Annotated in this window: 22 protein-coding genes; 14 read left to right on the top strand and 8 right to left on the bottom strand. The window is 73.0% G+C overall.

The annotated features are described in order from the left end of the window. Nucleotides 1–6: 6 nt before the first annotated feature. The 4 genes from ACGFN2_RS03165 to ACGFN2_RS03150 form a co-directional block, all read right to left on the bottom strand. Nucleotides 7–378: a fic family toxin-antitoxin system, toxin component gene (locus ACGFN2_RS03165; protein WP_362607842.1), complete on the bottom strand. Its 372-nt coding sequence runs from the start codon at nucleotides 376–378 to the stop codon at nucleotides 7–9. Then, nucleotides 375–647 (bottom strand): toxin-antitoxin system HicB family antitoxin, encoded by a 273-nt coding sequence (locus ACGFN2_RS03160; protein ID WP_362607841.1) that lies wholly within the window; start codon nucleotides 645–647, stop codon nucleotides 375–377. Before ACGFN2_RS03160 ends, ACGFN2_RS03165 begins: the two co-directional genes overlap by 4 nt. A gap of 163 nt (nucleotides 648–810) precedes the next feature. Continuing rightward, nucleotides 811–1,440, bottom strand: coding sequence for a CAP domain-containing protein (locus ACGFN2_RS03155; RefSeq protein ID WP_393357092.1), 630 nt, complete (start codon nucleotides 1,438–1,440; stop codon nucleotides 811–813). 549 nt (nucleotides 1,441–1,989) lie between these two features. Then, entirely contained in the window at nucleotides 1,990–3,462 is a 1,473-nt protein-coding gene (locus tag ACGFN2_RS03150) for a cytosine permease (protein WP_362607837.1), read from the bottom strand. 291 nt (nucleotides 3,463–3,753) lie between these two features. On the opposite strand from ACGFN2_RS03150, the gene ACGFN2_RS03145 reads away from it, so the two are divergent. The 4 genes from ACGFN2_RS03145 (at nucleotide 3,754) to ACGFN2_RS03130 (ending at nucleotide 8,165) form a co-directional block, all read left to right on the top strand. After that, a complete protein-coding gene (locus ACGFN2_RS03145) occupies nucleotides 3,754–4,179 on the top strand; it encodes a GNAT family N-acetyltransferase (RefSeq protein ID WP_362607836.1) in 426 nt (141 codons plus the stop codon). A gap of 265 nt (nucleotides 4,180–4,444) precedes the next feature. Then, nucleotides 4,445–5,788 carry a hemolysin family protein gene (locus ACGFN2_RS03140; RefSeq protein WP_362607834.1) on the top strand — a complete coding sequence of 448 codons (1,344 nt, stop codon included), beginning with the start codon at nucleotides 4,445–4,447 and terminating at the stop codon, nucleotides 5,786–5,788. Further along, the gene (locus ACGFN2_RS03135; protein ID WP_393357089.1) at nucleotides 5,785–6,804 is read left to right on the top strand and encodes a hemolysin family protein; all 1,020 of its coding nucleotides are present in this window, start codon (nucleotides 5,785–5,787) and stop codon (nucleotides 6,802–6,804) included. Before ACGFN2_RS03140 ends, ACGFN2_RS03135 begins: the two co-directional genes overlap by 4 nt. Nucleotides 6,805–6,917: 113 nt before the next feature. Further along, a complete protein-coding gene (locus ACGFN2_RS03130; RefSeq protein WP_362607832.1) occupies nucleotides 6,918–8,165 on the top strand; it encodes an FAD-dependent oxidoreductase in 1,248 nt (415 codons plus the stop codon). On the opposite strand, the gene ACGFN2_RS03125 is transcribed toward ACGFN2_RS03130, so the two are convergent. After that, nucleotides 8,134–8,757 carry a TetR/AcrR family transcriptional regulator gene (locus tag ACGFN2_RS03125; RefSeq protein WP_362607830.1) on the bottom strand — a complete coding sequence of 208 codons (624 nt, stop codon included), beginning with the start codon at nucleotides 8,755–8,757 and terminating at the stop codon, nucleotides 8,134–8,136. The two genes, ACGFN2_RS03130 and ACGFN2_RS03125, sit on opposite strands and share 32 nt — an antisense overlap. A gap of 123 nt (nucleotides 8,758–8,880) precedes the next feature. Here ACGFN2_RS03125 and ACGFN2_RS03120 point away from each other — a divergent pair, with 123 nt between their 5' ends. The 6 genes from ACGFN2_RS03120 (at nucleotide 8,881) to ACGFN2_RS03095 (ending at nucleotide 15,247) form a co-directional block, all read left to right on the top strand. Further along, nucleotides 8,881–9,681 (top strand): SGNH/GDSL hydrolase family protein, encoded by an 801-nt coding sequence (locus ACGFN2_RS03120; protein ID WP_393357086.1) that lies wholly within the window; start codon nucleotides 8,881–8,883, stop codon nucleotides 9,679–9,681. 113 nt (nucleotides 9,682–9,794) lie between these two features. Next, complete coding sequence (purB, locus tag ACGFN2_RS03115; RefSeq protein ID WP_393357178.1) at nucleotides 9,795–11,228, top strand: adenylosuccinate lyase; 1,434 nt, start codon at nucleotides 9,795–9,797, stop codon at nucleotides 11,226–11,228. Between the two features lie 11 nt (nucleotides 11,229–11,239). After that, nucleotides 11,240–11,797 carry a G/U mismatch-specific DNA glycosylase gene (mug, locus tag ACGFN2_RS03110; protein WP_393357084.1) on the top strand — a complete coding sequence of 186 codons (558 nt, stop codon included), beginning with the start codon at nucleotides 11,240–11,242 and terminating at the stop codon, nucleotides 11,795–11,797. Nucleotides 11,798–12,011: 214 nt separating this feature from the next. Next, complete coding sequence (locus ACGFN2_RS03105; protein WP_393357176.1) at nucleotides 12,012–12,839, top strand: alkaline phosphatase family protein; 828 nt, start codon at nucleotides 12,012–12,014, stop codon at nucleotides 12,837–12,839. A gap of 3 nt (nucleotides 12,840–12,842) precedes the next feature. Further along, complete coding sequence (locus tag ACGFN2_RS03100; protein WP_393357082.1) at nucleotides 12,843–14,219, top strand: MFS transporter; 1,377 nt, start codon at nucleotides 12,843–12,845, stop codon at nucleotides 14,217–14,219. Between the two features lie 11 nt (nucleotides 14,220–14,230). After that, nucleotides 14,231–15,247 (top strand): TolB family protein, encoded by a 1,017-nt coding sequence (locus ACGFN2_RS03095; RefSeq protein ID WP_393357174.1) that lies wholly within the window; start codon nucleotides 14,231–14,233, stop codon nucleotides 15,245–15,247. Here ACGFN2_RS03095 and ACGFN2_RS03090 read toward each other — a convergent pair. After that, entirely contained in the window at nucleotides 15,237–15,680 is a 444-nt protein-coding gene (locus ACGFN2_RS03090; protein WP_393357080.1) for a hypothetical protein, read from the bottom strand. The two genes, ACGFN2_RS03095 and ACGFN2_RS03090, sit on opposite strands and share 11 nt — an antisense overlap. A 164-nt stretch (nucleotides 15,681–15,844) precedes the next feature. On the opposite strand from ACGFN2_RS03090, the gene ACGFN2_RS03085 reads away from it, so the two are divergent. Then, nucleotides 15,845–17,023: an ROK family protein gene (locus ACGFN2_RS03085; RefSeq protein WP_393357078.1), complete on the top strand. Its 1,179-nt coding sequence runs from the start codon at nucleotides 15,845–15,847 to the stop codon at nucleotides 17,021–17,023. Nucleotides 17,024–17,123: 100 nt separating this feature from the next. Here the strand turns inward: ACGFN2_RS03085 and ACGFN2_RS03080 are convergent, their stop codons facing one another. Together ACGFN2_RS03080 and ACGFN2_RS03075 are read right to left on the bottom strand one after the other, a co-directional pair. Beyond that, on the bottom strand, nucleotides 17,124–17,870 hold the full coding sequence (locus ACGFN2_RS03080; protein WP_393357076.1) for a GntR family transcriptional regulator: 747 nt from the start codon (nucleotides 17,868–17,870) through the stop codon (nucleotides 17,124–17,126). A 320-nt stretch (nucleotides 17,871–18,190) separates the two neighbouring features. Next, the gene (locus ACGFN2_RS03075; protein ID WP_393357074.1) at nucleotides 18,191–19,081 is read right to left on the bottom strand and encodes an RNA polymerase sigma-70 factor; all 891 of its coding nucleotides are present in this window, start codon (nucleotides 19,079–19,081) and stop codon (nucleotides 18,191–18,193) included. Nucleotides 19,082–19,270: 189 nt separating this feature from the next. Here ACGFN2_RS03075 and ACGFN2_RS03070 point away from each other — a divergent pair, with 189 nt between their 5' ends. From ACGFN2_RS03070 to ACGFN2_RS03060, 3 genes are all read left to right on the top strand, one after another. Further along, entirely contained in the window at nucleotides 19,271–20,101 is an 831-nt protein-coding gene (locus ACGFN2_RS03070; RefSeq protein WP_362607818.1) for an alpha/beta fold hydrolase, read from the top strand. Between the two features lie 242 nt (nucleotides 20,102–20,343). After that, complete coding sequence (locus tag ACGFN2_RS03065) at nucleotides 20,344–21,921, top strand: alkaline phosphatase D family protein (protein ID WP_393357072.1); 1,578 nt, start codon at nucleotides 20,344–20,346, stop codon at nucleotides 21,919–21,921. An 84-nt stretch (nucleotides 21,922–22,005) separates the two neighbouring features. Next, on the top strand, nucleotides 22,006–23,400 hold the full coding sequence (locus ACGFN2_RS03060; RefSeq protein WP_393357070.1) for a GNAT family N-acetyltransferase: 1,395 nt from the start codon (nucleotides 22,006–22,008) through the stop codon (nucleotides 23,398–23,400). Nucleotides 23,401–23,499 lie beyond the last annotated feature (99 nt).

The following is a 23,499-nucleotide window of genomic DNA, read 5'->3' as shown; positions in this document are numbered from 1 at the left end:
CGGCCCTCAGACCGTCCAGGCACGCAGTTCGTCCGCGATGGCGCGGACGTCGGCCCTGCCGTCCTTGACGAGGCGGGCCAGGTCGCGGACCCGCTCCGGGGAGGTGGCGACCTTCAGGCCGCTGGCGACGAGGTACCCGTAGGCGACGGCGGTGGCGAACATCGCGTTCGCGCCCTCCAGCGCCGGTACCTGGAGCAGGAGTTGGAGCAGCGCGGCGGCGCGCTCCTGGGGGTCGGTGTAGACGGGGACGCCGAATATCTCGGCTTCATGGCGGCTGACGGCGGCCACCAGGGCGCCCCAGTCGGTGACCTGGGGGTCTCCGGGGGTGTGGTGTTCGGCGATCAGGAGGAGCCAGGCGAGGTCGATGCGCAGCGTCACGTGGTGCCCGGCTGTCCTTCGTGGTCGGTGGGGTGCGCGGCGGCGGGGGCGCTGCCGGGGTGCAGACCGAACTCCTCGGCGAAGACCCGCTCGTACTGCTTCATGAAGTCGGCGGCGGCCTCGACGAAGGTCTGGCCGACCTCGCCGGCGTCCTTGAGGACGAGTTCCTCGATATAGCGGTTCATGCTCACTCCCCGCTGCAGAGCGCGCTCTCGCGCCGCTTCGGCAGTGGCTTCGTCCACCCTGACGTTCAGCTGCGTCTTCGCCACTCCTTAAAGCTAGCGCGCATCCGCTAGCAGCGGCAAGCGGCGGCGCGGGCCGGCGGCACCGGTCCGGAGGGGCGCCGGTCCGGAAGGGCGCCGGTCCGGAAGGGCGCCGCCCGCCCGGTCGCCCCGCTGCGCGGCGTCCGGGCGGGCGGGGCCGCGGCCCGGCTTACTTGTAGCCGAAGTCCTGCGTCCAGTAGGCCCGGTGCTTGCCGCCCAGGGCGACACCTATGCCGGTGCCCTTGGACTTGCAGCCGAGGATGTTGGCCCGGTGACCGGGGCTGTGCATCCAGGCGTCGAAGGCGCCCTGGGGGGTGGTCGGCCAGGCGTCGATGTTCTCCGCCGAGGCGTCGTCGTACCCCTGCGCCTCCATGCGCTCCTTGGGGTCCATGCCATTGGTGGAGGTGTGCGAGTAGTGGCTGTGGGCGGCCATGTCCTGGCTGTGCAGCCGGGCGGCCTTGTCCAGGCGGGGGTCGCGGTGCAGGGGGGCACAGCCGTGCTCGGCCCGCGCCTTGTTGACCAGGCGGTGGATCTCCGCCTCGTAGCGGTCGACCTTGCTGTTCCCCGATGCGGTCGCCTTCGGCGCGGGCGTCGAGGGCGACTTGCTCGGCGTGCCGTCGGGGGTGGCACTGTGCGAGGCCTGGGGGAAGGCCTCGTTCGCCGTGGCGTTGTCCTGGGAGTTGAACACCGCCAGCGATCCACCGAGGACGCCGACCGAGGCCAGGATGCCGAGCGGAATCATCCGGGCCCTGCGCCGGTGGGTACCGCGCGCCTCACTCTTCCGCGAAGGGAGTTTCACGTTCAACTAAATCGTCTCCATGGGGGAATGCCGGAACGGAAAGTGGTGGGCGCGGGAAAAGCGCCCACCACTCCCCACAGGACGGTCCGGTCACCCGAACTGCCTTTCCGAGAACAGGGGTCACCGTAACAAAACAATCCAGCCACGAAACTCGGCCGAAGTTGCCTCACCGCACTTCACATACGGCCAGAATGAGGCAACATGCCCGCTTTCAGCCACCTTTGAAAGTCCGGCAATGCCACCCCCGAAACCTCAAGCATCCCGGCACGTCACTTAACTACCCCTTGAATTGGTGGAGTTGAGGAGTAGCCACGCATCAGATTCCCCGGACCACCCGAAGTTGGCCGGCTCTCGCCTCCGGAAAGCCGTCGGCGCAAAGGAACTTGCGCCGGAGATCCGGCGGCGATTCGCCAAATCCCGACAACATCCGTAGGATGCCGCACCGCCCATTCAGGACGGCCCAGAGAAAGGGAATTTCGGGTCAGGAACAGAATTTCTGTGCCTGGCGGAGGAAGGGCCGGAAACGGGAAATCGGGGTGCGGACAGCCCTTAACGGGTGTCCGCGAAGCCGCGTACGTCCTCGGGGTACAGGGGCCGGAGCGGATCGAGGATGCGGGCGGCCTGCTCGCGCATGCCGAGCACCGCCCCGCCCTCGCACCGCCGCCGGGAGCGCGCCCACAGGAAGTACAGCGGCGCGGTCACGGTCAGCCCGACGAGCCAGGAGAGCGCTGCGCCGCCGACGTACTCCGCCAGCGGGCCGGCGTACGGACCGGCGGCGAGGAACGGGATCTGCACGGCGATGCCCAGGGCGTACGAGCCGGGCGCGACCGGGTCGACGCGGCCGTAGGGGGCGGCGTCCGGGTCGCACAGCTCATCGGGGTCCGGACGGCCCTGCCGCAGCAGCGCGATGTCGACGACGGTGATCGCGGCCCAGGGCACCATCACCGCCAGCAGCACCACCGACAGCTCACCGAAGCGGGTCCCGAAGTCACCGGACAGGCCGAGGGCGAGCGCCGGGCCGCCCGTCAGGACGAGCGCGCAGACCGCGCCGCGGACGCTCGGGCGGGGCAGCCGCCGGGGCCGGGAGACCCGCCCGAGGGTGAGCGTCATGTGCACCGCGCGGGAGAGATGGAGCGCGGTGTGGCTAAGGACGCTGACGAGGAAGAGCACCAGCAGCACCGGCCCGAACTCCCCGGCCGTGGCCTGGAATCCGGCGGCGGTCCCCGGACCCGGGCAGGCCGGGGCGACGGCCGCACCGGCCAGGAACGGCGGCAGGGAGCCCAGGCAGCAGCCCCCGTACGCCGCCCAGAAGCCGGCGGGAGTCGCGGCGGTGCGGGCAAGCGGGCGCGCGGGGCGCGGGCGGTACAGGGCGAAGGCCGGCTGCCACAGGGCGCTGAGCGAGACGATCGCGAGCCAGCCGGCGAAGGTGAAGCCGCCCCTGGTGAGAAAGTCCGCCGGCAGGCCGCGGGCCACGCCGATCCCGAGGACGGCCAGGACGCCGAGGGCCAGCCCCACCGCCGCCACCCTGTGGAGGGCGCGGCGACGGCCGGTCAGGCAGAGCACCGCGGCGCCCACGGTGCCGAGCAGGATGCCCGCGCCGTCCGGCAGGCCCGGCGCGAGGAGGTGCAGGGACTTCCCGGCGAGCGCGAGGTGGGCAGCGAAGCACCCGACGTAGACGACGGCCGCGAGGGCCGTGCCCGCGAGGGCGCCCGGCGCCCCGAACCCGGTCCGGCTCGCGCGCCGCTGTGCCCCGCCGGGCGGCGAGCCGTGCACCCGCTGCGCCGCGGTGAACATCCCGCCGAGCAACTGCCCGACGAGCACCGCCAGGACACCCGACCACAGCGGCTGATGACACACCTGCACTGCCATCGCGCCGGTGACCAGTGCCAGCGGGGCGGCATGGGTGCCGAGCCCCAGGGTGAACAGCGCACGGGCACCCCCGTGCCGTGCGCGCTGTGGCACCTCGTCGACGGTGCGGGGTCCGGCCGCGGCGGGCCGCGCGGCTCCGTGCCGTTGGGTCACGGTGGCCTCCTCGGGGCGAGCCCGCGCGGGGTCGCGGGCTGGTGGGTGACGGGACGGCCAGCCGGCGGTGGGCAGCGGGAAGCTGCCGGATGACCGGTGGGGCGGGCGGCCGCCGAGGGGGGCTCAACGGAGTCTCGGGCACCCGGGCCACCAGGTCAATGACCAAGATCAGTCCTCCCCCGGATCTCCATCTCGGTGCAGGGCGCGGGGGCGTACGCCGCGCTCCGCCGCGGTCCCGCGGAGCGGAATTCCTTCGACACCCCGCGCCGCCCGGTGATGGGATGTACGGCCATGAGTGATCTTCAGGTGCGGGCCGGGACGCCGGCCGATCTCGATGCCGTACTGGCCTTCTGGAAGGTGGCCGCCGAGGGCACCAGCATCAGCGACGACAGCGATGGTGTGGCCCGGCTGGTGGCCCGCGATCCCGAGTCGCTGCTGCTGGCCGAGCGGGACGGGGTGCTGGTGGGCACGGTGATCGCCGGCTTCGACGGCTGGCGCTGCCATCTCTACCGGCTGGCCGTCCACCCCGGGCACCGCAGACAGGGCATCGGCGGGGCGCTGCTGGCGGCGGCCGAGGAGCGGTTCCGCGCGCTGGGCGGCCGGCGCGGTGACGCGATGGTGCTGGACCGCAACGACCTCGCGCAGCGGGCGTGGCGCGCGGCGGGTTACGCCCCCGAGCCGCAGTGGAGCCGCTGGGTCAAACACCTCGACGACTGAGCGCGCCGCCCGGCAGGAACCGAGCCCGCCCCGGGGCCGGGGCGGGCTCGGTTCCTGCCGGGAGCTCTTCACCTACCGACGCTCTTCACATACCGGCACCCGTCACACATCAAGGACTTTGCTGATCCTTTACCATGGGTGTTCCCCTACTTCAGTGAAAGGTGTGTGAGCGTCCAGCCATGGGCGAGCCTCCCAGTTGTTGGTCATCCTCCCGACAGAGCGCGAACCTCCCGATCCTGTTCGATCATGGGACGGAGGTGACCCGATGACCGACCTGCTCCTGCTCGGCGTGGCACTCCTCCTGACCCTGGCCTGCGGGGTCTTCGTCGCGGCCGAGTTCTCACTGACGACCGTCGAGCGCAGCGAACTGGAACGCGCCGCCGAGCGCGGCGAACGGGGCGCGGACAGCGCCCTCAAGGCGGTCCGCGGACTCACCTTCCAGCTCTCCGGGGCGCAGCTCGGCATCACCGTCACCGGCCTGGTCATCGGCATGCTGTCCAAACCGGCCATCGCCACCCTGCTCGCCGGACCGCTGGACGCGCTGGGCCTGTCGCGCTCGGTGGCGGACTCGGTGGCCCTGGTCCTCGGCACGGCGCTCTCCACGGTCGTCCTGATGGTCGTCGGTGAGCTGGTCCCGAAGAACTGGGCCATCTCCAACCCGCTGGGCATCGCGAAGAAGGTGGCCACCGCCCAGCGCGTGTTCAGCGCCGCGTTCCGGCCGCTGATCCGGCACCTCAACAACACCGCCAACCGCACGGTCCGCCGGATGGGCCTGGAGCCGGCCGAGGAACTGGCCTCGGCCCGCGGCCCGCAGGAGCTGGTGGCGCTGGCCCGGCACTCCGCCAAGGAGGGCGCGCTGGAGCCGGACACCGCCGAGCTCTTCGTCCGCACCCTCAACCTCGCCGACCTGACCGCGGAGAACGTGATGACACCGCGGGTGCAGGTGATCGCGCTGGAGGTGCAGTCCACCGCGGAGGACGTGGCCAACGCGACCCGGGCGACCGGGCTGTCCCGCTTCCCCGTCTACCGCGGCAGCCCGGACAGCGTCGTCGGGGTCGCGCACATCAAGGACGTCCTGGCCGTCCCGGCCGAGCGCCGCCCCCGCCACCCGGTCTCCGAGCTGGTGCGCGAGCCGCTGCTGGTGCCCACCACGCTGACCGTGGACCGGCTGCTCGACCGGCTCTCCGGCCGCCGCACGATGGCCGTGGTCATCGACGAGTACGGCGGCACGGCCGGCGTGGTGACGCTGGAGGACATCGTCGAGGAGGTCGTCGGCGAGGTCCGCGACGAACACGACCCGCTGGAGACCCCCGACCTGGCGCCGGCCGGTACCGACGCGGCGGGCCGCAGGGCCTACCAGGCCGACGGCGCCGCACGCACCGACCAGCTGGAACGGATCGGGCTGCGGCTCCCGGAGGGCCCGTACGAGACCCTGGCCGGCCTGATCGCCACCGAGCTGGGCCGGATACCGGAAGCCGGCGACACCCTGGAAGTGGCCGGCTGGTCGATGGATGTGCTGGACGCCGCCGGGCACCGCGCGGCGCGGGTGCTGCTGCACGCCCCGCTGCCGGGCAGCACCGACGAGCAGGAGAAGGAGGCCCGGCGATGACCGCGGTGCAGCTTTTCGTGGGTCTGCTGACGCTGGTCGTCAACGCCTTCTTCGTGGGCGCCGAGTTCGCGCTGATCTCGGTGCGCCGCAGCCAGATCGAGCCGTACGCCGAGCGCGGTGACCGCCGGGCGGCCAGCGTGCTGTGGGGTCTCCAGCATGTCTCGGCCCTGCTGGCGGCGGCCCAGCTGGGCATCACCCTGTGCACCCTGGTGCTGGGCGCGGTCGCCGAGCCGGCCATCGCCCACCTCCTGGAACCGCTGTTCCACGCGGTGGGCGTCCCGACCGCGCTGACCCACCCGATCTCGTTCGTGATCGCGCTGTCCCTGGCGACCTATCTGCACATGCTCCTCGGCGAGATGGTGCCGAAGAACGTCGCGCTGGCCGAGCCGGTACGCAGCGCCCTGATGCTCGGGCCGCCGCTGGTCGCGCTGACCCGGGCGCTGCGCCCGGCGATCTTCGCGATCAACGCGCTGGCCAACGGGCTGCTCAAGCTGATGCGGGTGGAGACCCGGGACGAGGTGGCCGCGACGTTCTCGGACGACCAGCTCGCGAAGATGGTCGAGGACTCCCGGCAGGCCGGTCTGCTCGACGAGCGGGCGAAGGAGCGGCTGCGCGACGCGCTGGAGCTGGGCCGCCGCCCGGTCAGGGACGTGGTACTGCCGGCCGACAAGGTCGTCTCGGCACGGATGGGGGTCACTGCCGAGGAGCTGGAGCGGCTGGCCGCAGAGTCCGGTTTCTCCCGCTTCCCCGTGGTCGACGACACCCGGCGCATCCTCGGCTATCTGCACGTCAAGGACGCGCTGGACGCCAGCCCGCGCAGTCAGCCCTTCCCGGTCTCCGCGCTGCGCCCGATCGCCCGGGTGAAGGCCTCGACACTGCTCGACGACGTGCTGACGGCGATGCGCGGGTCGAGCACGCATCTGGCCGCGGTGATCGGCGACGACGGGCGGCTGTCCGGGCTGGTCACGATGGAGGACGTGCTCCGGGAGCTGGTGCTGCAACGCCCCGCGGCCTGACGGGGGCGGCGTTCACGATGTCTGACCGATCGGTTAGATTGCTGACCGATCGGTCAGACGCATGCGTCCGCGCCGGTCGCCATCGCATGCGTACGCGAGGAGGGGGCAAGGACATGGAACGCACCACGTGCTGCATCGTGGGCGGCGGACCCGCCGGGATGATGCTGGGCCTGCTGCTGGCCCGGGCCGGTCTCGAAGTGACCGTCCTGGAGAAGCACGGCGACTTCCTGCGGGACTTCCGCGGCGACACCGTCCATCCGTCGACCCTGCGCCTGTTGGACGAACTCGGTCTCGGCGAGGCCTTCGCACGGCTGCCGTTCGCCAGACTGGAGGAGATGCGCGCCAGGATCGGCGGCACCACGGTCGTGATGACCGACATGCGGCACATCCCCGGCCGGCACAAGTACTTCGCCATGGTCCCGCAGTGGGACTTCCTGGATCTGCTCGCGGGCGCGGCCGCGGAGGAACCGCACTTCACCCTGCGGATGCGGACCGAGGTCCGCGGACTGCTCACCGACGACGGCCGCGTCACGGGGGTGCGGTACGTCGACGCGCACGGCACTCCGGGGGAGCTGGCCGCGGACCTGACGGTCGCCTGCGACGGCCGGGACTCGGTGGTGCGGCGGGCGGCCGGGCTCCGGCAGCGGCCCTTCGAGGTGCCGATGGACGTCTGGCAGGTGCGGGTGGACGCCCCGGCCGACGACCTCACGGCCGGGCGGGTGTTCGCCCACTTCGGCGAGGGCCAGGTCGCGGTCACCATGGACCGCGGCACGTACTTCCAGACCTCCTACCTGATCGAGAAGGGCCGGGACGCGGAGCTGCGCACCCAGGACATCCAGTGGCTGCGGGACCGGCTCGGGGCGCTGTTCGGCTGGGGCGACGAGGTGACCGGCGCGATCGCCTCGTGGGACGACGTCAAGCTGCTGGAGGTCACCTTCGGCCGGCTGCGGCGCTGGTACCGGCACGGGCTGCTGTGCCTCGGGGACGCGGCCCACACCATGTCGCCGGTCGGCGGCGTGGGGGTCAACCTCGCACTGCAGGACGCGGTCGCCGCGGCCCGGATACTGGCGGCCCCGCTGCGGCGCGGCGCGGTCACGGCGGACGACCTGGCGCGGGTGCAGAAGCGGCGGCAGCTGCCGGTGGCCGTGCTGCAGCGCTCCCAGCGGGCCGAGCACACGATGATCCGCTCCGCGCTGGCCGGCACGCTCGACGGCGACCGGCTGCCGGTGCCGGTGCGGCTGCTGCGCCGGGTGCCGCCGCTGCGGACCGTGACCGGCGTGCTGGGCGGGTTCGGGATACGCCCCGAGCGCGCCCCCGCCTTCGCCCGGGTCAGCTCTGGCGCTCGATCGCCCGGAGGGTGAACTCCTCCAGCTCCACGGCCGCGGCGTCCAGATCCAGCTCCGGGTGGGCCAGCCAGTGCGCGATCACCCCGTCGATCGCGCCGCCGATCGCCAGGGCGATGGTCTGCACATCGAACTCCCGCAGTACGCCCGCCCGCTGACCCTCCGTCAGCAGTTCGGCCAGGCCCTGCCACCGGCCGTGAGTGTCATGGGAGCCCGGCGTCTTGAGGCGGGTGCCCCCCTCGTCGTCGAGCAGCATCTCGGTGATCACCCGGACCTGCCGGCGGTTGGCCTGCTGGTAGCCGACCATCGCCCGTACGTAGGCGACGATCGCGTCCCGCGGGCCGGCAGCCCGTGCCAGCCGCTCGGTGACATAGGCGCTGAACTGCTCCATCACCTGTTCCAGCGCCGCCCGGGTCAGCTTGTCCTTCGAGGAGAAGTGGTAGAGCACCGCGGCCTTGGAGAGTCCGGCCCGCTCGGCGATCGCCGACAGCGAGGTCGCGGGGTAGCCCCGGGTGGAGATCAGGTCGATGGTGGCATCGATGAGCTGCTGACGGCGGACCCGTTCGGTGAGCGTCGGCTCGTCGGGACCGTCGCCCCGGCGGGGAGTCATCGCGCGGCCACCTGCCTCTTTCCTCGCCGTCCGGACGACACCAGACCGTACACGGCGGGAGCCGTGGCCTCCCGGGGGACCGGGCATACCGCGCGGTACGGCGAGCGGTAGGATCACCGCGCCATGGAGATAAATGCCCGGTACACCAGTTTCGTCGCGGTCGGCGACAGCTTCACCGAGGGAATGTCGGACGGTCTGCCGGACGGCTCCTACCGCGGCTGGGCCGATCTGCTCGCCGCCCGGCTGGCCGCCGCGGCCCGGCCGCCCGCCGGGGAATCCGCCGCCGCACCCGTCTTCCGCTACGCCAATCTCGCGGTGCGCGGCAAGCTCATCGGGCAGATCGCCGACGAGCAGTGCGGGCCGGCGGCCGCGATGGGCGCCGATCTGGTGACGCTGGTCGGCGGGCTCAACGACGTCCTGCGGCCCCGGTGCGATGTGGACCGGGTGTGCGCCCGGTTCGAGGACGCCGCCGGGCAGCTGGCCGCGGGCGGCGGGCAGCTGGTGCTGATGCGCAGCCCGGGGCGGCAGGGGCCGGTGCTGGAACGTTTCCGGCCGCGCATGGAGCAGCTGTTCGCGCGGATCGACGAGGTGGCCGTGCGGCACGGCGCGGTGGTCGTGGACCTGTATGCCTCGCGGTCGCTGTCCGACCCGCGGATGTGGGGCGACGACCGGCTGCATCTCAACGCCGAGGGGCACCGCCGGGTGGCGGAGGCCGTCTGGCAGGCGCTCGGGCAGGCCGCGGAGCCGGACTGGGACACCCCGCTGCCGGCCGCCGCCCCACCGGACTGGCGAGCGCGGCGGACCGCGGATCTGCGGTTCGCGCGCGAGCATCTGGTGCCGTGGCTCGGCCGGCGGCTCACCGGCCGGTCCTCGGGTGACGGCCGCCCGGCCAAGCGCCCCGAGCTGCTGCCGTACGAGGGCTGACACCCGCCGGCGCCGGGCTGCGCACCGCCGAGCCCGGGCTTGGAGGAAGCTACAGCCGGGACCGGGGCGCTGGCCTGCGCAAACCGCCAGTAGACTCTGACCACGTGACTGCTGTGTCTGCGAAGCCTCGCATCCCCAATGTCCTGGCCGGCCGCTACGCCTCCGCGGAGCTGGCCGTGCTGTGGTCCCCCGAATACAAGGTCAAGCTGGAGCGGAAGCTGTGGCTGGCCGTGCTGCGCGCGCAGAAGGACCTGGGGGTGGAGGTCCCCGAGCAGGCGCTCGCCGACTACGAGCGGGTCCTGGAGACCGTCGACCTGGCCTCCATCGCCGAGCGCGAGAAGGTCACCCGGCACGACGTCAAGGCCCGTATCGAGGAGTTCAACGCCCTGGCCGGCCATGAGCAGGTCCACAAGGGCATGACCTCCCGCGACCTGACGGAGAACGTCGAGCAGCTGCAGGTGCGGCTGTCGCTGGAGCTGATGCGGGACCGTACGGTCGCCGTGCTGGCGCGCCTGGGCTCGCTGGCCGCCCAGAACGCCGAGCTGGTGATGGCGGGCCGCTCGCACAATGTCGCGGCGCAGGCCACGACGCTGGGCAAGCGCTTCGCGACGGCGACGGACGAGCTGCTGGTGGCGTACGCGCGCCTGGAGGACCTGCTCTCCCGTTACCCGCTGCGCGGCATCAAGGGCCCGGTGGGCACCGCCCAGGACATGCTGGACCTGCTCGGCGGGGACGCCGCCAAGCTCGCCGACCTGGAGCAGCGGATCGCCGCGCACCTCGGCTTCGGCCAGGCCTTCACCTCCGTCGGCCAGGTCTACCCGCGGTCGCTGGACTACGACGTGGTGACCTCGCTGGTGCAGCTGGCGGCCGCCCCCTCGTCGCTGGCCAAGACCGTCCGGCTGATGGCCGGTCACGAGCTGGTCACCGAGGGCTTCAAGCCCGGCCAGGTCGGCTCGTCGGCGATGCCGCACAAGATGAACACCCGCTCCTGCGAGCGCGTCAACGGCCTGATGGTGATCCTGCGCGGCTACGCCTCGATGACCGGTGAGCTCTCCGGTGACCAGTGGAACGAGGGCGACGTGTCCTGCTCCGTGGTGCGCCGGGTCGCGCTGCCGGACGCGTTCTTCGCACTGGACGGTCTGCTGGAGACGTTCCTGACCGTGCTCGACGAGTTCGGCGCCTTCCCCGCCGTCGTCGCCCGTGAGCTGGACCGCTACCTGCCCTTCCTCGCCACGACCAAGGTGCTGATGGGCGCGGTGCGCGCCGGTGTGGGCCGCGAGGAGGCGCACGAGGCGATCAAGGAGAACGCGGTCGCCTCGGCGCTGGCCATGCGGGAGCAGGGCGCGGAGCGCAACGAGCTGCTGGACAAGCTGGCCGCGGACGCGCGGATTCCGCTGGACCGGGCGGAGCTGGACGCCCTGATGGCGGACAAGCTCTCCTTCACCGGTGCCGCGGCCGACCAGGTGGCGTCCGTCGTCGCCCGGGTCGAGGAGATCAGCAAGCAGCACCCCGAGGCCGCGGCGTACACCCCCGGCTCGATCCTCTGACGCGGGGACCAGTGCGCTTCACCCCCGAAGAGCTGGAAGCCGCTCGCGACCGCCTCGTCCCCGACGTGGCCGCGAGCGGCCTTCGCGTGCTCTTCTGCGGCATCAACCCCGGGCTGATGACGGCGGCCACCGGCCACCACTTCGCCCGGCCCGGCAATCGGTTCTGGCCGGTGCTGCACGCCGCCGGGTTCACCCCGCGCCAGTTCCGGCCCGCCGAGCAGGAGGAGCTGCTCTCCCACGGCGTGGGCATCACCAATGTCGTGGCACGGGCGACGGCCAGGGCCGACGAACTGACCGCGCAGGAGTACCGCGAGGGCGGCCGGCTGCTGGCGGAGAAGGTGGCCCGGCTGCGCCCGCGCTGGCTCGCCGTCGCCGGTGTCACCGCGTACCGCGTCGCCTTCGACGACAAGAAGGCCGCGATCGGGCCGCAGCAGCGGACGCTCGGCGAAACCCGTATCTGGGCCCTGCCCAACCCCAGCGGCCTGAACGCCCATTGGACGGTGGCGGCCATGGCCGAGGAATACGGGCGGCTGCGTGCCGCGGCGTTCGCGGAGGACGACGGCGCATAAGGTCGTCGGCCGTTCGGCCGCCGGTCACTTCGAAGGCATGTACATGCCTATGTGACCGCTCTACTCTGACGCCGCCCGCGCACGCCCCCCACTCCCTTACGGAGACCCCGTGCCTGCCTCGTCCGCGTCACCCTCCGCCGCCGCGTCCCCCTCCTCCCACCGTGTCCGCCGCTCGCGCCGCCGCAGAGTCACCGCGCTCGCCGGGGCGTTCGGCCTGGCCACCGCCGGCCTCGGCCTCTGGGCGGGCAACGGCTTCGGCGCCGAGCCCGCCGCGGCCGCCGTGCCCACCCCCGACCATGTGGTCGTGGTGGTCTTCGAGAACCACGCCTACGACCAGGTGGTCGGCAGCTCCAGCGCCCCGTACATCAACTCCCTGGCCTCCGGCGGCGCCGGCCTGAAGGCGTCCTACGCCGAGACCCACCCCAGCCAGCCCAACTACTACGCCCTCTTCTCCGGCGACACCCAGGGCGTCACCGACGACAGCTGCGTCGACCCGGGGTTCAGCGACGCCCCCAACCTCGCCTCCGAGCTGACCGCGGCCGGCAAGTCCTGGGCGAGCTACAACGAGTCGCTGCCGTCCGACGGCTCGACCACCTGCAAGAGCGGCAAGTACGCGCAGAAGCACAACCCGTGGTTCGGCTTCAGCAACGTCTCCACCGGCTCGGCACACACCTTCGACGCCTTCCCCAGCGACTTCTCGAAGCTGCCCACCGTCTCGTTCGTGGTGCCGAACCTGTGCAGCGACATGCACGACTGCTCGGTGTCCACGGGCGACACCTGGCTGAAGAACCACCTCAAGAGCTACGCCGACTGGGCCAAGACCCACAACAGCCTGCTGCTGGTCACCTTCGACGAGGACAACCGGCTCAGCGGCAACCGCATCCCGACCGTCCTCTACGGCGAGCCCGTGCAGGCCGGTTCCACCTCGGACACCACCTACAACCACTACGACGTGCTGCGCACCCTTGAGGACATGTACGGCACCTCGCACGCGGGCCATGCCGCCGACGCCAAGGACATCAGCGGTATCTGGGCGGGCTGACCCGTGTATCTCACAGACGGCCGCCCGGGCCCTGCCACGCAGGGGCGGCCGGGCGGCCGGCGCACCGGAAGGAACCGGCGGGCCGGCGCCGCCGTACCGTCCACGGTGCTGGTCCTGGGCACCGTCAGCCTGATCACCGACATCTCCTCGGAGATGGTCACGGCCGTGCTGCCGCTGTACCTCGTCGCCGAACTCGGGCTGTCGCCCCTGGGGTTCGGGGTGCTGGACGGGGTCTACAACGGGGTGAGCGCCCTGGTCCGGCTGGTGGGCGGGCGGCTGTCGGACCGGGGCGGCGGACGCGGGCACAAGGCGGTGGCCGTGGTGGGGTACGGGCTCTCCGCCCTCTGCAAACCGCTGTTGCTGCTGGTGCACTCACTACCGCTGATCGGGGCGGTGCTGGCGGTGGACCGGACCGGCAAGGGGCTGCGGACCGCGCCACGGGACGCGATGATCTCCCTCGCCGCCGAACCGGCCGCCCGCGGCCGGGCGTTCGGGGTGCACCGGGCGATGGACACCGCGGGCGCGCTGTGCGGCCCGCTGGTGGCGTTCCTGCTGCTGCGGCTGGCGGCGGACGGCTATGACGCGGTGTTCACGGTCAGCTTCTGTGTCGCCGTGCTGGGCGTGGTCGTCCTCCTGCTGTTCGTCCCGGGCCGCGCCCTGTCCGCCCGGAGGGAGACCGCTGCCAAGGGCACCACCACGGAGCACACGGCCACGGAGCACACCGCTGCGAGGGACACCACCGCACCGGCCCCGGCCGTGCCCCGGACGCCGGTGCGCGACCTGCTGGGCCGGCCGCAGGTGCGCCGGCTGACCGTATGTGCCGTGCTGCTCGGGCTGACCACCGTCAGCGACTCCTTCCTGTATCTGACGCTGCAACGGCGGCTGGACCTCCCGGCGGGGTGGTTTCCGCTGCTCCCCCTGGGCACCGCGGCCGCTTTTCTGTCGCTGGCGGTGCCGATGGGAGCGATCGCCGACCGGATCGGCCGCCGGCGGCTGTTCCTGGTGGGGCATCTGGTGCTGCTGTGCGCCTACGGGCTGCTGCTGGCTCCTCTCACCACCGGTACGGCGCTGGTCTGTGCCGTACTCGTCCTGCACGGCGCGTTCTACGCGGCCACCGACGGGGTACTGGCGGCCGCGACCGCCGACGCGGTGCCCGCGGACACCCGCGGCAGCGGACTGGCGGTGGTGCAGACCGGCCAGACAGCCGCCCGCTTCGTCTGCTCGCTCGCCTTCGGCGCCGCCTGGACCGCCTGGGGCGACCACACCGCCCTCCTCGCCGCGGCCGTCGGACTGGCCCTGGCCGCGGCCCTCAGCACCCGGCTGCTGCGGCCCGCCGGACCGGCAGCGGCCCCGAACTCCCCCTCGGAGCACACACCGTGAACCCCACCCCGCTGAGCCGCACCGCACGACTGCTCATCCTGCTGACCACCGTGCTCGTCCTCGGCGGGGTGGCCGTCGCCGCGACCCTGCACGCCGCCGGACGCGCCGACCGGAAGGACCGCACCCAGTCCGGCGGCCCCGAGGTGGCCTCCGGTCCGGTGCGCCTGGACGATCCGCACCGGAGCCTCTTCCGCAACATGGCCTGGGGGCCGCACCGCGACGAGATCACCGCCGTGCCGGAAGGACGGCTCGGCGGCCCGCGCACCGCGTCCGGGGTCCGCTGCCTGCGCTTCCACGCGGCCGCCGGAACCGGTATCTGTCTCCAGGCCGTCCACGGCAAACTCCGGGACACCTACCGCGCCGTCCTCCTGGACCGCCGGCTGCGCCCCCTGCGCCACTACGACCTGCCCGGCACCCCCACCCGCGCCCGGGTCTCCCCCAGCGGCCGCACCGTCGCCTGGACCGTCTTCGTCAGCGGCGACTCCTACGCGGGCACCGCCTTCTCCACCCGCACCTCGATCGCCGACACCCGCGGCCGGCGCCTGGACGCCAACCTGGAGACGTATGCGCTGACCGTCGACGGGCACCGGGTCCACGCCGCCGACATCAATGTCTGGGGCGTCACCTTCGCCGATGACACCCGCTTCTACGCCACCGTCGCCACGGGCGGAAAGACCTATCTCGTCCGCGGCGACCGTCGCACCCGAACGCTGCGGGCCCTGCACCCCAACGTCGAGTGCCCCTCGCTGTCCCCCGACGGCACCCGCATCGCCTACAAGAAGCGCGTCGCGGACGCCGACCCCGACGCCCCCTGGCGGCTGTACGTCCTCGATCTGCGCACCCTGCGCGAGACCGCGACCGGCGAACACCGCAACATCGACGACCAGGCCGTCTGGCGCGACGGCCACACCCTGGTCTACTCCCTGCCGGGCGACTACGGCTCGGATCTGTGGACCGTCCCCGCCGACGGCACCGGCAGCCCCCGCCGTCTCCTCTCCGCGGCCCTGGCCCCGGCGTTCACCCGCTGACGGCCGCCTCCTCCGTCATTGCCACCAGGAGGTGGAGCGGCAGCTCGGGGGAGCCCTGCCCGACCCCTACGCCGATCCAGCGGCCCCGGACCCGCCAGCCGTGCATCCGCGGGACATATCCGCACAGCGTGTCCAGCGGCGGCGGGACCGGCAGGCCCTGTGCGGACCGTTCCAACTGGGGTGTGAGATCGAGCGTTTCGGGCGTGCCCCACCGTAACGAGAGCGCCTGTACCAGCGCCGTCAGCTCGGCCGTGAACTCCTCCTCGGTCTCCGCGGCCTCCGCGCGGTCCGCGTCCCAGAACTCCCCGCTGACCCGCAGCCCGGCTATGTGGTGGCCGGGGCCGCTCTCGACCGTGGCGGACCGGACCGGCACCGCCGGGAAGTCCCGCAGCCGGATCTGGTCGATGACCGTCGGATACTCGTCAAAGGTCATGCCGTCAGTAAACCGCGCGGGTCTGACAATTGACCGTCCCGGTGACGGGCGCGGGCGGACCCCGTGCCGCGCACCGGCCGCCCCTACCTCCCTCCTGCGGGACTCGCCGCCCACCCTCTGACCGGCTACGATCCGCCCCACACGCACAGTGAGGGAGACGGACGTTGGGGCGGCTCACCGGCGGGGACCCCTCCCTGCTGCGACGGATCAACTCCGCGGTGGTGCTGGATGCGCTGCGCGCCGCGGACTCCCCCACGCTCACCGACCTCGTCCAGGTGACCGGGCTGTCCCGGCCGACGGTCGAGGGAGTGGTCGAGGGGCTCATCGAGACCGGCCTGGTGGCCGAGGCGGCCGCCGGGGAGGGGGAGACGCGCCGCCAGGGGCGGCCGGCCCGCCGGTTCCGTTTCCGTGCGGAGGCCGGGCATCTGCTGGGCATCGAGATCGGCCCGCACCGCGTCGCCGCCCTGCTGTCCGATCTGGGCGGGCGGGTGCTGGACTCCGCGCAGCGCCCCGTGGAGGAGCGCGCACCGGCCGACGAGCGGCTGGAACGGGTCCGTGCCGTGGTGGCCGACCTGCTGCGCCGTACCGGTGTGCCCCGCAGTGCGCTGCGGGCCGTCGGGGTGGCCGGACCCGGCATCGTGGAGGCGGACGGCACCGTCCGGCTGAGCACCGCGCTGCCGGGCTGGACGGGGCTGCCCCTGGGTGACCGGCTGCGCCGGTCGTTCCGCTGCCCGGTGCTGGTCGAGAACGACGCGAACGCCGCCGCGGTGGCCGAGCACTGGCAGGGTGCGGCGACCGGCTCGGATGACATCGTTTTCGTGCTGGCGGGCCTGAGCCCGGGGGCCGGCTCACTGATCGGCGGGCGGCTGCACCGCGGCTTCGGCGGAGCCGCCGGGGAGATCGGCGCGCTGCATCTGCTCGGCCGGGAGGCGACGCCGGAGAAACTGCTGTCCACGACCGGAGAGCCGCTGCATCCCCTGGACGAGGCACAGGTGGCTGCGGTCTTCGCGGCGGCGCGGGACGGGGACGCACAGGCGCGGGAGGCGGTGGACCGCTTCATCCGGCGGCTGGTGCACGATGTCGCCGCGCTGGTGCTGGCGCTGGACCCGGAGCTGGTGGTGATCGGCGGCTGGGCGGCAGGCCTGGCGGGCGTACTGGAGCCGCTGCGCGGGGAGTTGGCGCGCTACTGTCTGCGCCCGCCGCGGGTCGCCCTGTCGCAGCTCGGCGAGGCGGCGGTGGCCACCGGGGCACTGCGGCTCGCGCTGGACCATGTGGAGGGTGAACTCTTCGCGGTGGAGGGCACGGTGACGGGCCGTCCCCGCACCCCACTGACGGGCCGCTGATGAGCGCGGCGCCCCCGACGGTCCGCACACGGTCCGCCTGTCCAACAGCCGACGTACGGACGACACGAAAGCGCGCCCGTACGTCGGCTGCCGGGCGGAATCAGCCCGCGAGCAGCGCGACCGCGTCGCTGTCGCCGAAGGTCAGCCGGCAGGTGTCGGCGCGGTAGGTGGAGACCGCGACGGCCGTCGTGCGGCCTCCCGAGACATAGCGGGTGGTGACGACCAGGACGGGCGCGCCCGGCAGCCGGTCCAGCTGCTTGGCGTCCTCCGCACGGGCCGAGCCGAGCTCGACGGTACGGTCCTGGCCGTCCAGTTCCAGCGACTGCAACTCCCCCAGCACCGCGTACGCACCGGCCGGGCCGTTCAGCACGCCGGCTTCCAGGCGGCCGGGCAGCGCGGCCACCGGGACGTACAGCGACTCGGCGGCGAGCGGCTGCCCCTGGGTGACCCGGCTGCGGCGGACGAGGTGCACCCGGTCGCCGGCGGCCGTCTCCAGCAGGCGGGCCACCGCTGCGGGCACGGTGTCGGTCTCGACGGCGTCGACCGGCTGCCAGTCGTCACCGGCGGCACCGGGCCAGGTGGGGCGGGCGGGGGCGACGGCGACACCGACACGGGGCGGGGCGACGGTGGTGCCCACACCGCGGCGGCGCTGGAGTCTGCCTTCCAGCTCCAGCTGTTCGAGGGCCTGCCGGAGCGTGGCCCGTGCGACGCCGAACCGGGCCGCCAGATCACGCTCGTTGGGCAGAATCTCGCCGACCGAGAACTCCGAGTCCAGCGCCTCGCTGAGCACGGTCTTGAGGTGCCAGTACTTCGGCTCCGGCACCGTTTCGAGCTGCGTGGTCCCCACCCTGTCCTCCGCACTGGCCGCTACCGGGCTGTTCCCGTGGCACCCGGGCCGCACGCGCCTCCGGGAGCTGTGGGCCCGTCGCGCGCCCGTTTTTGAGCGCTTCTTTATTAAAGGTTGTTGCAGTATCCCGACGATATGGGCGCCCCTACCCTTGGTCAAGACCAATCCGGTATCCGTTTCGGACCGTCCGGCATGCCCGAACGGGCAGCGCAGGCTGCCTGCGTAGCGCCTCGTACGCCGCCGTGCGGTGGGGGTGCCCAGTGGGGTCCCGCTGCCACATCCCAGGCTCGGTTTCAGGGCCGGGCAGCGGCGCCCGCCCCTCAGCCGGCCGCGAGCGACCCCAGCTTCTCGGGGTTGCGGACGATGTAGACGGTCTGGATCTTGCCGTCCACGACGGCGAGCTGGAGGACGGAGTCCGGTACGCCGTCCTGGTGTGCCAACAGCGCGATGCCGCCGTTGAGTTCGAGGACGGTGAACTCCAGGCCGGGCGGCACGGTCCGGGTGATGCCGAAGAGGAAGCGGCCCACCTTGTCGGCGGACTCGATGACCCGCAGCGGCGCCTTGGCCTTGCCCCCGCTGTCCCCGACCAGGCGGGCGTCCGCTGCCAGCAGGCGCAGCAGCCCGTCCAGATCGTCGCCGGCCGCCGCGGCCAGGAACCGTTCGGTCAGATCCCGCTGCCGGTCCGGATCGACCTCGTAGCGCGGCTTGCGCTCCTCCACGTGCCGCCGGGCCCGGCCGGCCAGTTGACGGACCGCGGCCTCACCGCGGTCGAGGGTGGTGGCGATCTCCGCGTACGGATAGCCGAAGGCCTCGCGGAGCACGAACACCGCGCGCTCCAGAGGGGAGAGCGACTCCAGGACGACGAGCACGGCGAGGGTGACCGTCTCGGTGAACACCGCGCGCTCGGCGGTGTCCGGGGCCGCGGCGACATCGGTCCGCAGCGGCTCCGGCAGCCAGGGCCCCACATAGGACTCGCGCCGCGACTGGACCTGGCGCAGCCGGTCGATGGCCAGCCGGGTGGTGATCCGTACGAGGAAGGCGCGCGGTTCGCGTACCGCCGCGTGGTCCGCGCCCGACCAGCGCAGCCAGGCGTCCTGCACCACGTCCTCGGCGTCGGCCACCCGGCCGAGCATCCGGTAGGCCACTGCGAAGAGTACGGAGCGGTGCTCCTCGAAGACGTCGGTGGCCGTGGTCGCGGATTCGTTCAGCACCCCTCCATCCCACCCGGCGGCCGGGGCCTTGTCCAGCGGAATCCTTGGCGCGGCGGCCACCCGGGGCGTGGGGTGCGGCACACCCGCACACATCCCGGCCGCCCCATACCGCTCAGTAGTCCCACCTGGCATCGTGTCAGCGCACGCCCCGCAGCACCGGAAGTCCCGCACCATCAGAGGAGTTCGCCCATGGCCGCCCCGGTTTCCTTCGCCCGTGTCACCCCCGAGGACCGGCCGCCGTTCACGGTCGCGTACGAGCGCAAGGGCGCGGGCGAGCCCCTCGTCCTGCTGCACGGCATCGGCCACCATCTCCAGGCCTGGCGCCCGGTGTGCGACATCCTCGCCGCCTCCCACCAGGTCATCGCGCTCGACTTGCCGGGTTTCGGCGCCTCCCCCGCCCTGCCGGACGGCTCCTCCTACGACCTGTCGTCGGTCGTCCCGCTGCTCACCGCGGCGTTCGCCGAACTCGGGGCCGAGCGCCCGCATGTGGTGGGCAACTCGCTGGGCGGGCTGCTCGCGCTGGAGCTGGGCCGTACCCGTGCCGTGCGGTCGGTCACCGCGCTGTCGCCCGCGGGCTTCTGGACGCCGGCCGAGCGGCGGTACGCCTTCGGGGTGCTGCGCGGCATGTACGCCGGTGCCCAGGCACTGCCCGAGCCGGTGGTGGAGTCACTGTCCCGGAGCGCCCTCGGCCGGGCGTCGCTCACCGGGACCATCTACGCCCACCCCGGCCGCCGCTCGGCCGACGCCGTCGTGGCGGAGACCCGGGCGCTGCGCGAGGCACCCGGCTTCGCGCCGACGCTGGCGGCCGGGCGGGAGGTGCGGTTCACCGCCGATGTGCCCGACGTCCCGGTGACCATCGCCTGGGGCAGCCGCGACCGGCTGCTCCTCCCCCGTCAGGGCGTACGCGCCAAGCACACCATCCCGGGCGCCCGGCTCGTACGGCTGCCGGGCTGCGGGCATGTGCCGATGAACGACGATCCGGCGCTGGTGGCGCGGGTCATCCTCGACACGGTGGGCTGAGCGTGCGGTCCCCGGGGGCCGCGGCGCGTAGCGGGTCCGTAGGTGCCACGGCGGTGTCCTGGCGATCGGACGGCGGGCTTGCGACCATGGCCCGGTTCCGCCGGCCGCAGGACCGGGCCCCGTAGGCCGCACCGTGCCCCGTGGTCCGTGAACGGTGCGGAGTTCACCGTCCGTTCGGCTGCGCGGCACCGGACAGCGATACGAACAGGTCAGCACGATCGGTCGAGGCATGGAGGTTGCAGATGGCACAGGAATCCGGCAGCGGCTTCGGACGGCGGTCGCTGCTGCGGGGCGCGGCCGCGGGCTCGGCGGCGCTGGCGCTGCCCGCGCTCTCCGGTGCCGCACCGGCGCTGGCCCGCGGCGGACGGCCGGGCGCCGAGTGGGGCGTGCAGGCCGGCGATGTCACCACCTCCTCGGGACTGGTGTGGGTGCGGTCCGACCGGCCGGCCCGGATGGTGGTGCAGACCGCGGCGACCGAGTCGTTCCGGCACGCCCGGTCCTGGCACGGCCCGGTGATCGGGCCGGACACCGACTTCACGGGTGTGACCTCGCTGCACGGCCTGCCGTCCGGTGAGCAGATCCACTACCGGGTGCTGCTCGCCGACCCGGACGACCCGCGGCGCACCGGCGAGCCGGTCTCCGGCACGTTCCGCACGGCCCCCACGGGGCGTCGTACGAACCTCCGCTTCCACTGGTCCGGCGATCTGGCCGGGCAGGGCTGGGGCATCAATCCGGACCGCGGCGGCTACCGCATCTACGAGGACATGCGGCGCCGGAACCCGGACTTCTTCCTGTGCAGCGGCGACAACATCTACGCCGACAACCCGATCACCGAGCGGGTGACGCTGCCGGACGGCCGGATCTGGCGGAACGTGACGACCGAGGAGAAGTCCAAGGTCGCCGAGACGCTCGCCGAGTTCCGTGGCGCGTTCCGCTACAACCTGCTGGACGAGAACCTGCGCCGCTTCAACGCCCAGGTGCCGACGGTCACGCAGTGGGACGACCACGAGGTGCACAACAATTGGTACCCGGGGCAGCTGCTAGACGACGACCGGTACACGGAGAAGCGCACGGACGTGCTGTCCGCGCGGTCGCTGCGCGCCTTCAGCGAGTACTTCCCGATCCGTACGCTGCGGCCCGGCCGCCGGGACGGCCGGGTGTACCGCGTGGTGCGGCACGGCCCGCTGCTCGATGTGTTCGTGCTGGACATGCGGCGTTACCGGAACGCCAATTCGCCGGGCCGGCAGACCGACGACCCGCAGGGCATCCTCGGCGCGGAGCAGCTGCGCTGGCTCAAGCGGGAGCTGTCCCGGTCCCGCGCGGTGTGGAAGGTGATCGCCTCCGACATGCCGTTGGGGCTGGTCGTCCCGGACGGCAAGACGAACTTCGAGGCGGTGGCGCAGGGCGATCCGGGCGCGCCGCTGGGACGGGAGCTGCAGCTGGCCGAGCTGCTGCGGCACATCAAGCACGACCGGGTGACCGGAACCGTCTGGCTCACCACGGACGTGCACTACACCGCGGCGCAGCACTACGCGCCGGAGCGGGCCGCGTTCAAGGACTTCGAGCCGTTCTGGGAGTTCGTGTCGGGGCCGCTCAACGCGGGCGGATTCCAGGCGCTGAAGCTGGACGGAACCTTCGGGCCCGAGCAGTCGTTCATCAAGGCGCCGGACCGTGCCAACACCTCCCCCGCGGAGAGTCCGCAGTACTTCGGCGAGGTCGACATCGACGGGGGCAGCGGGGAGCTGACGGTGCGGCTTCGGCAGGAGGGCGGCCAGGTGTTGTTCAGCAAGGTGCTGCAACCGGGACGGGTAGGACAGTAGGAGCCAATGCGCCGATTGCGTCTTTTACCCGTCGGACACAAGGTGTTGGCGGTCAGGCAACACCTGTCCGCCAGGCTTGTGTGCATGACTGAAGCATCCTCTGCCCGTTCCGCCCGCCGCCCGCAGCGGCGGCATGTCCTTGAGCTGGCCGCCCTCTGCACGGCCGTGGCGGTGGCCGACGCCCTCGCCCACACCCTCACGCACGGCCCGTCGGGCCCGGTGCTGCTGTGCGCGGCCGCGGTGGCGGTGCTCGCCACCGCCGGCTTCCACCTGTGGTGGTCACGACGTCATGAGGACGCCCCGCCGCCGACCGATACCGGCGCCACGGCGCCGGCCTCCGCCGACCGGGCCCGCGGGGCCGGCGGCCAGGAGACGGTGCTGTGGCGGATGCGGACCACGGTCCGGGACCAGCCGGGCAGCCTGGCCGCGCTGTGCACGGCGCTGGGCGCGCGGCGGGTGGACATCCTCAGCCTGCAGACCCACCCGCTCTCCGACGGCACGGTCGACGAGTTCCTGCTGCGCGCACCCGGTGCGCTGACGCCCGACGAGCTGACCCGTACGGTGGCCGGCGCGGGCGGCAGGCGCAGCTGGCTGGAGCGGGCCGACGCCCACGACCTCGTCGACGCACCGACCCGGATGCTGGGCCTGGCGACCCGTACGGCCCTGGACTCCGCCGAACTCCCGCTGGCCCTGCGCCAGTTGCTGGGGCGCTGCACCATCCATTCGGTACCCGCACGTTCCCTGCTCGGCCGGCCGCTCGCCGAGCCGGTCCCCACGGAGGGCGTGCTGGAGGAGCACCGTATGAAGTTCCGCGACCCCTCCGGGGGCTCGCTCACCATCGAGAGGCCGCAATTGCCGTTCACCCCCACCGAGTTCGCCCGGGTGCGCGCGCTGGTCGATCTGGACGCACGGCTCGGCCAGCGGGTGCCCCCGCGGCGTGATGTGCTGACGCTGCCCGAGGGCAACGAGATCACGGTCCGCCGCGCCGACACCTCCGACCTGGCCGCGGCCCGGGAGATGCACGACCGCTGCTCCTCGAAGACCCTGGCGCTGCGCTACCACGGCCCGGTCGGCGACGCGGACCGCTATCTCGGACATCTGCTCAGCCCGCGGTTCGGCCGCACCCTGGCCGTGGAGACCGCCTCCGGCCGGCTGGTGGCGCTCGGCCATCTGCTGTGGGACGGCGACGAGACCGAGGTCGCGCTGCTGGTCGAGGACGCCTGGCAGCAGCGCGGTATCGGCGCCGAGCTGCTGCGCCGGCTGGTCACCATGGCGGCCGAGACGGGCTGCGAGAGCGTCTACGCGATCACCCAGGCCTCGAACACCGGCATGGTGGCCGCGATGCGCGGCCTCGGGCTGCCGCTCGACTACCAGATCGAGGAGGGCACGCTGGTGATCACCGCCCGCCCGACGGGTCTGCCCGCCCCCCGGGTGGCGCAGGAGAGCGTAAGCATCCCTGACGGCAGCGGGCGCCGCTGAGCACCCCGGACCGTCACCGGCCCGCCGGCCGGCCGGGCGGGGGGGGGCCCCCCCGGCCCCCCCCCCCCGGCGGGGGGGCCGGGAGCGACCCGCCACCAC

This window comes from Streptomyces sp. NPDC048612 (assembly GCF_043199295.1).
Taxonomy (GTDB): domain Bacteria; phylum Actinomycetota; class Actinomycetes; order Streptomycetales; family Streptomycetaceae; genus Streptomyces.
Note: the sequence above shows the minus strand (reverse complement) of the source record. Positions and strands in the feature narration are given on the sequence as shown.

Excerpts from the sequence above, each read along its gene's own strand:
- ACGFN2_RS03060 (WP_393357070.1), top strand. The coding sequence starts at position 22,006 with ATGACTGAAGCATCCTCTGCCCGTTCCGCCCGCCGCCCGCAGCGGCGG.
- ACGFN2_RS03065 (WP_393357072.1), top strand. The coding sequence starts at position 20,344 with ATGGCACAGGAATCCGGCAGCGGCTTCGGACGGCGGTCGCTGCTGCGG.
- ACGFN2_RS03145 (WP_362607836.1), top strand. The coding sequence starts at position 3,754 with ATGAGTGATCTTCAGGTGCGGGCCGGGACGCCGGCCGATCTCGATGCC.
- ACGFN2_RS03130 (WP_362607832.1), top strand. The coding sequence starts at position 6,918 with ATGGAACGCACCACGTGCTGCATCGTGGGCGGCGGACCCGCCGGGATG.
- ACGFN2_RS03125 (WP_362607830.1), bottom strand. The coding sequence starts at position 8,757 with ATGACTCCCCGCCGGGGCGACGGTCCCGACGAGCCGACGCTCACCGAA.
- ACGFN2_RS03120 (WP_393357086.1), top strand. The coding sequence starts at position 8,881 with ATGGAGATAAATGCCCGGTACACCAGTTTCGTCGCGGTCGGCGACAGC.
- ACGFN2_RS03140 (WP_362607834.1), top strand. The coding sequence starts at position 4,445 with ATGACCGACCTGCTCCTGCTCGGCGTGGCACTCCTCCTGACCCTGGCC.
- ACGFN2_RS03090 (WP_393357080.1), bottom strand. The coding sequence starts at position 15,680 with ATGACCTTTGACGAGTATCCGACGGTCATCGACCAGATCCGGCTGCGG.
- ACGFN2_RS03135 (WP_393357089.1), top strand. The coding sequence starts at position 5,785 with ATGACCGCGGTGCAGCTTTTCGTGGGTCTGCTGACGCTGGTCGTCAAC.
- ACGFN2_RS03070 (WP_362607818.1), top strand. The coding sequence starts at position 19,271 with ATGGCCGCCCCGGTTTCCTTCGCCCGTGTCACCCCCGAGGACCGGCCG.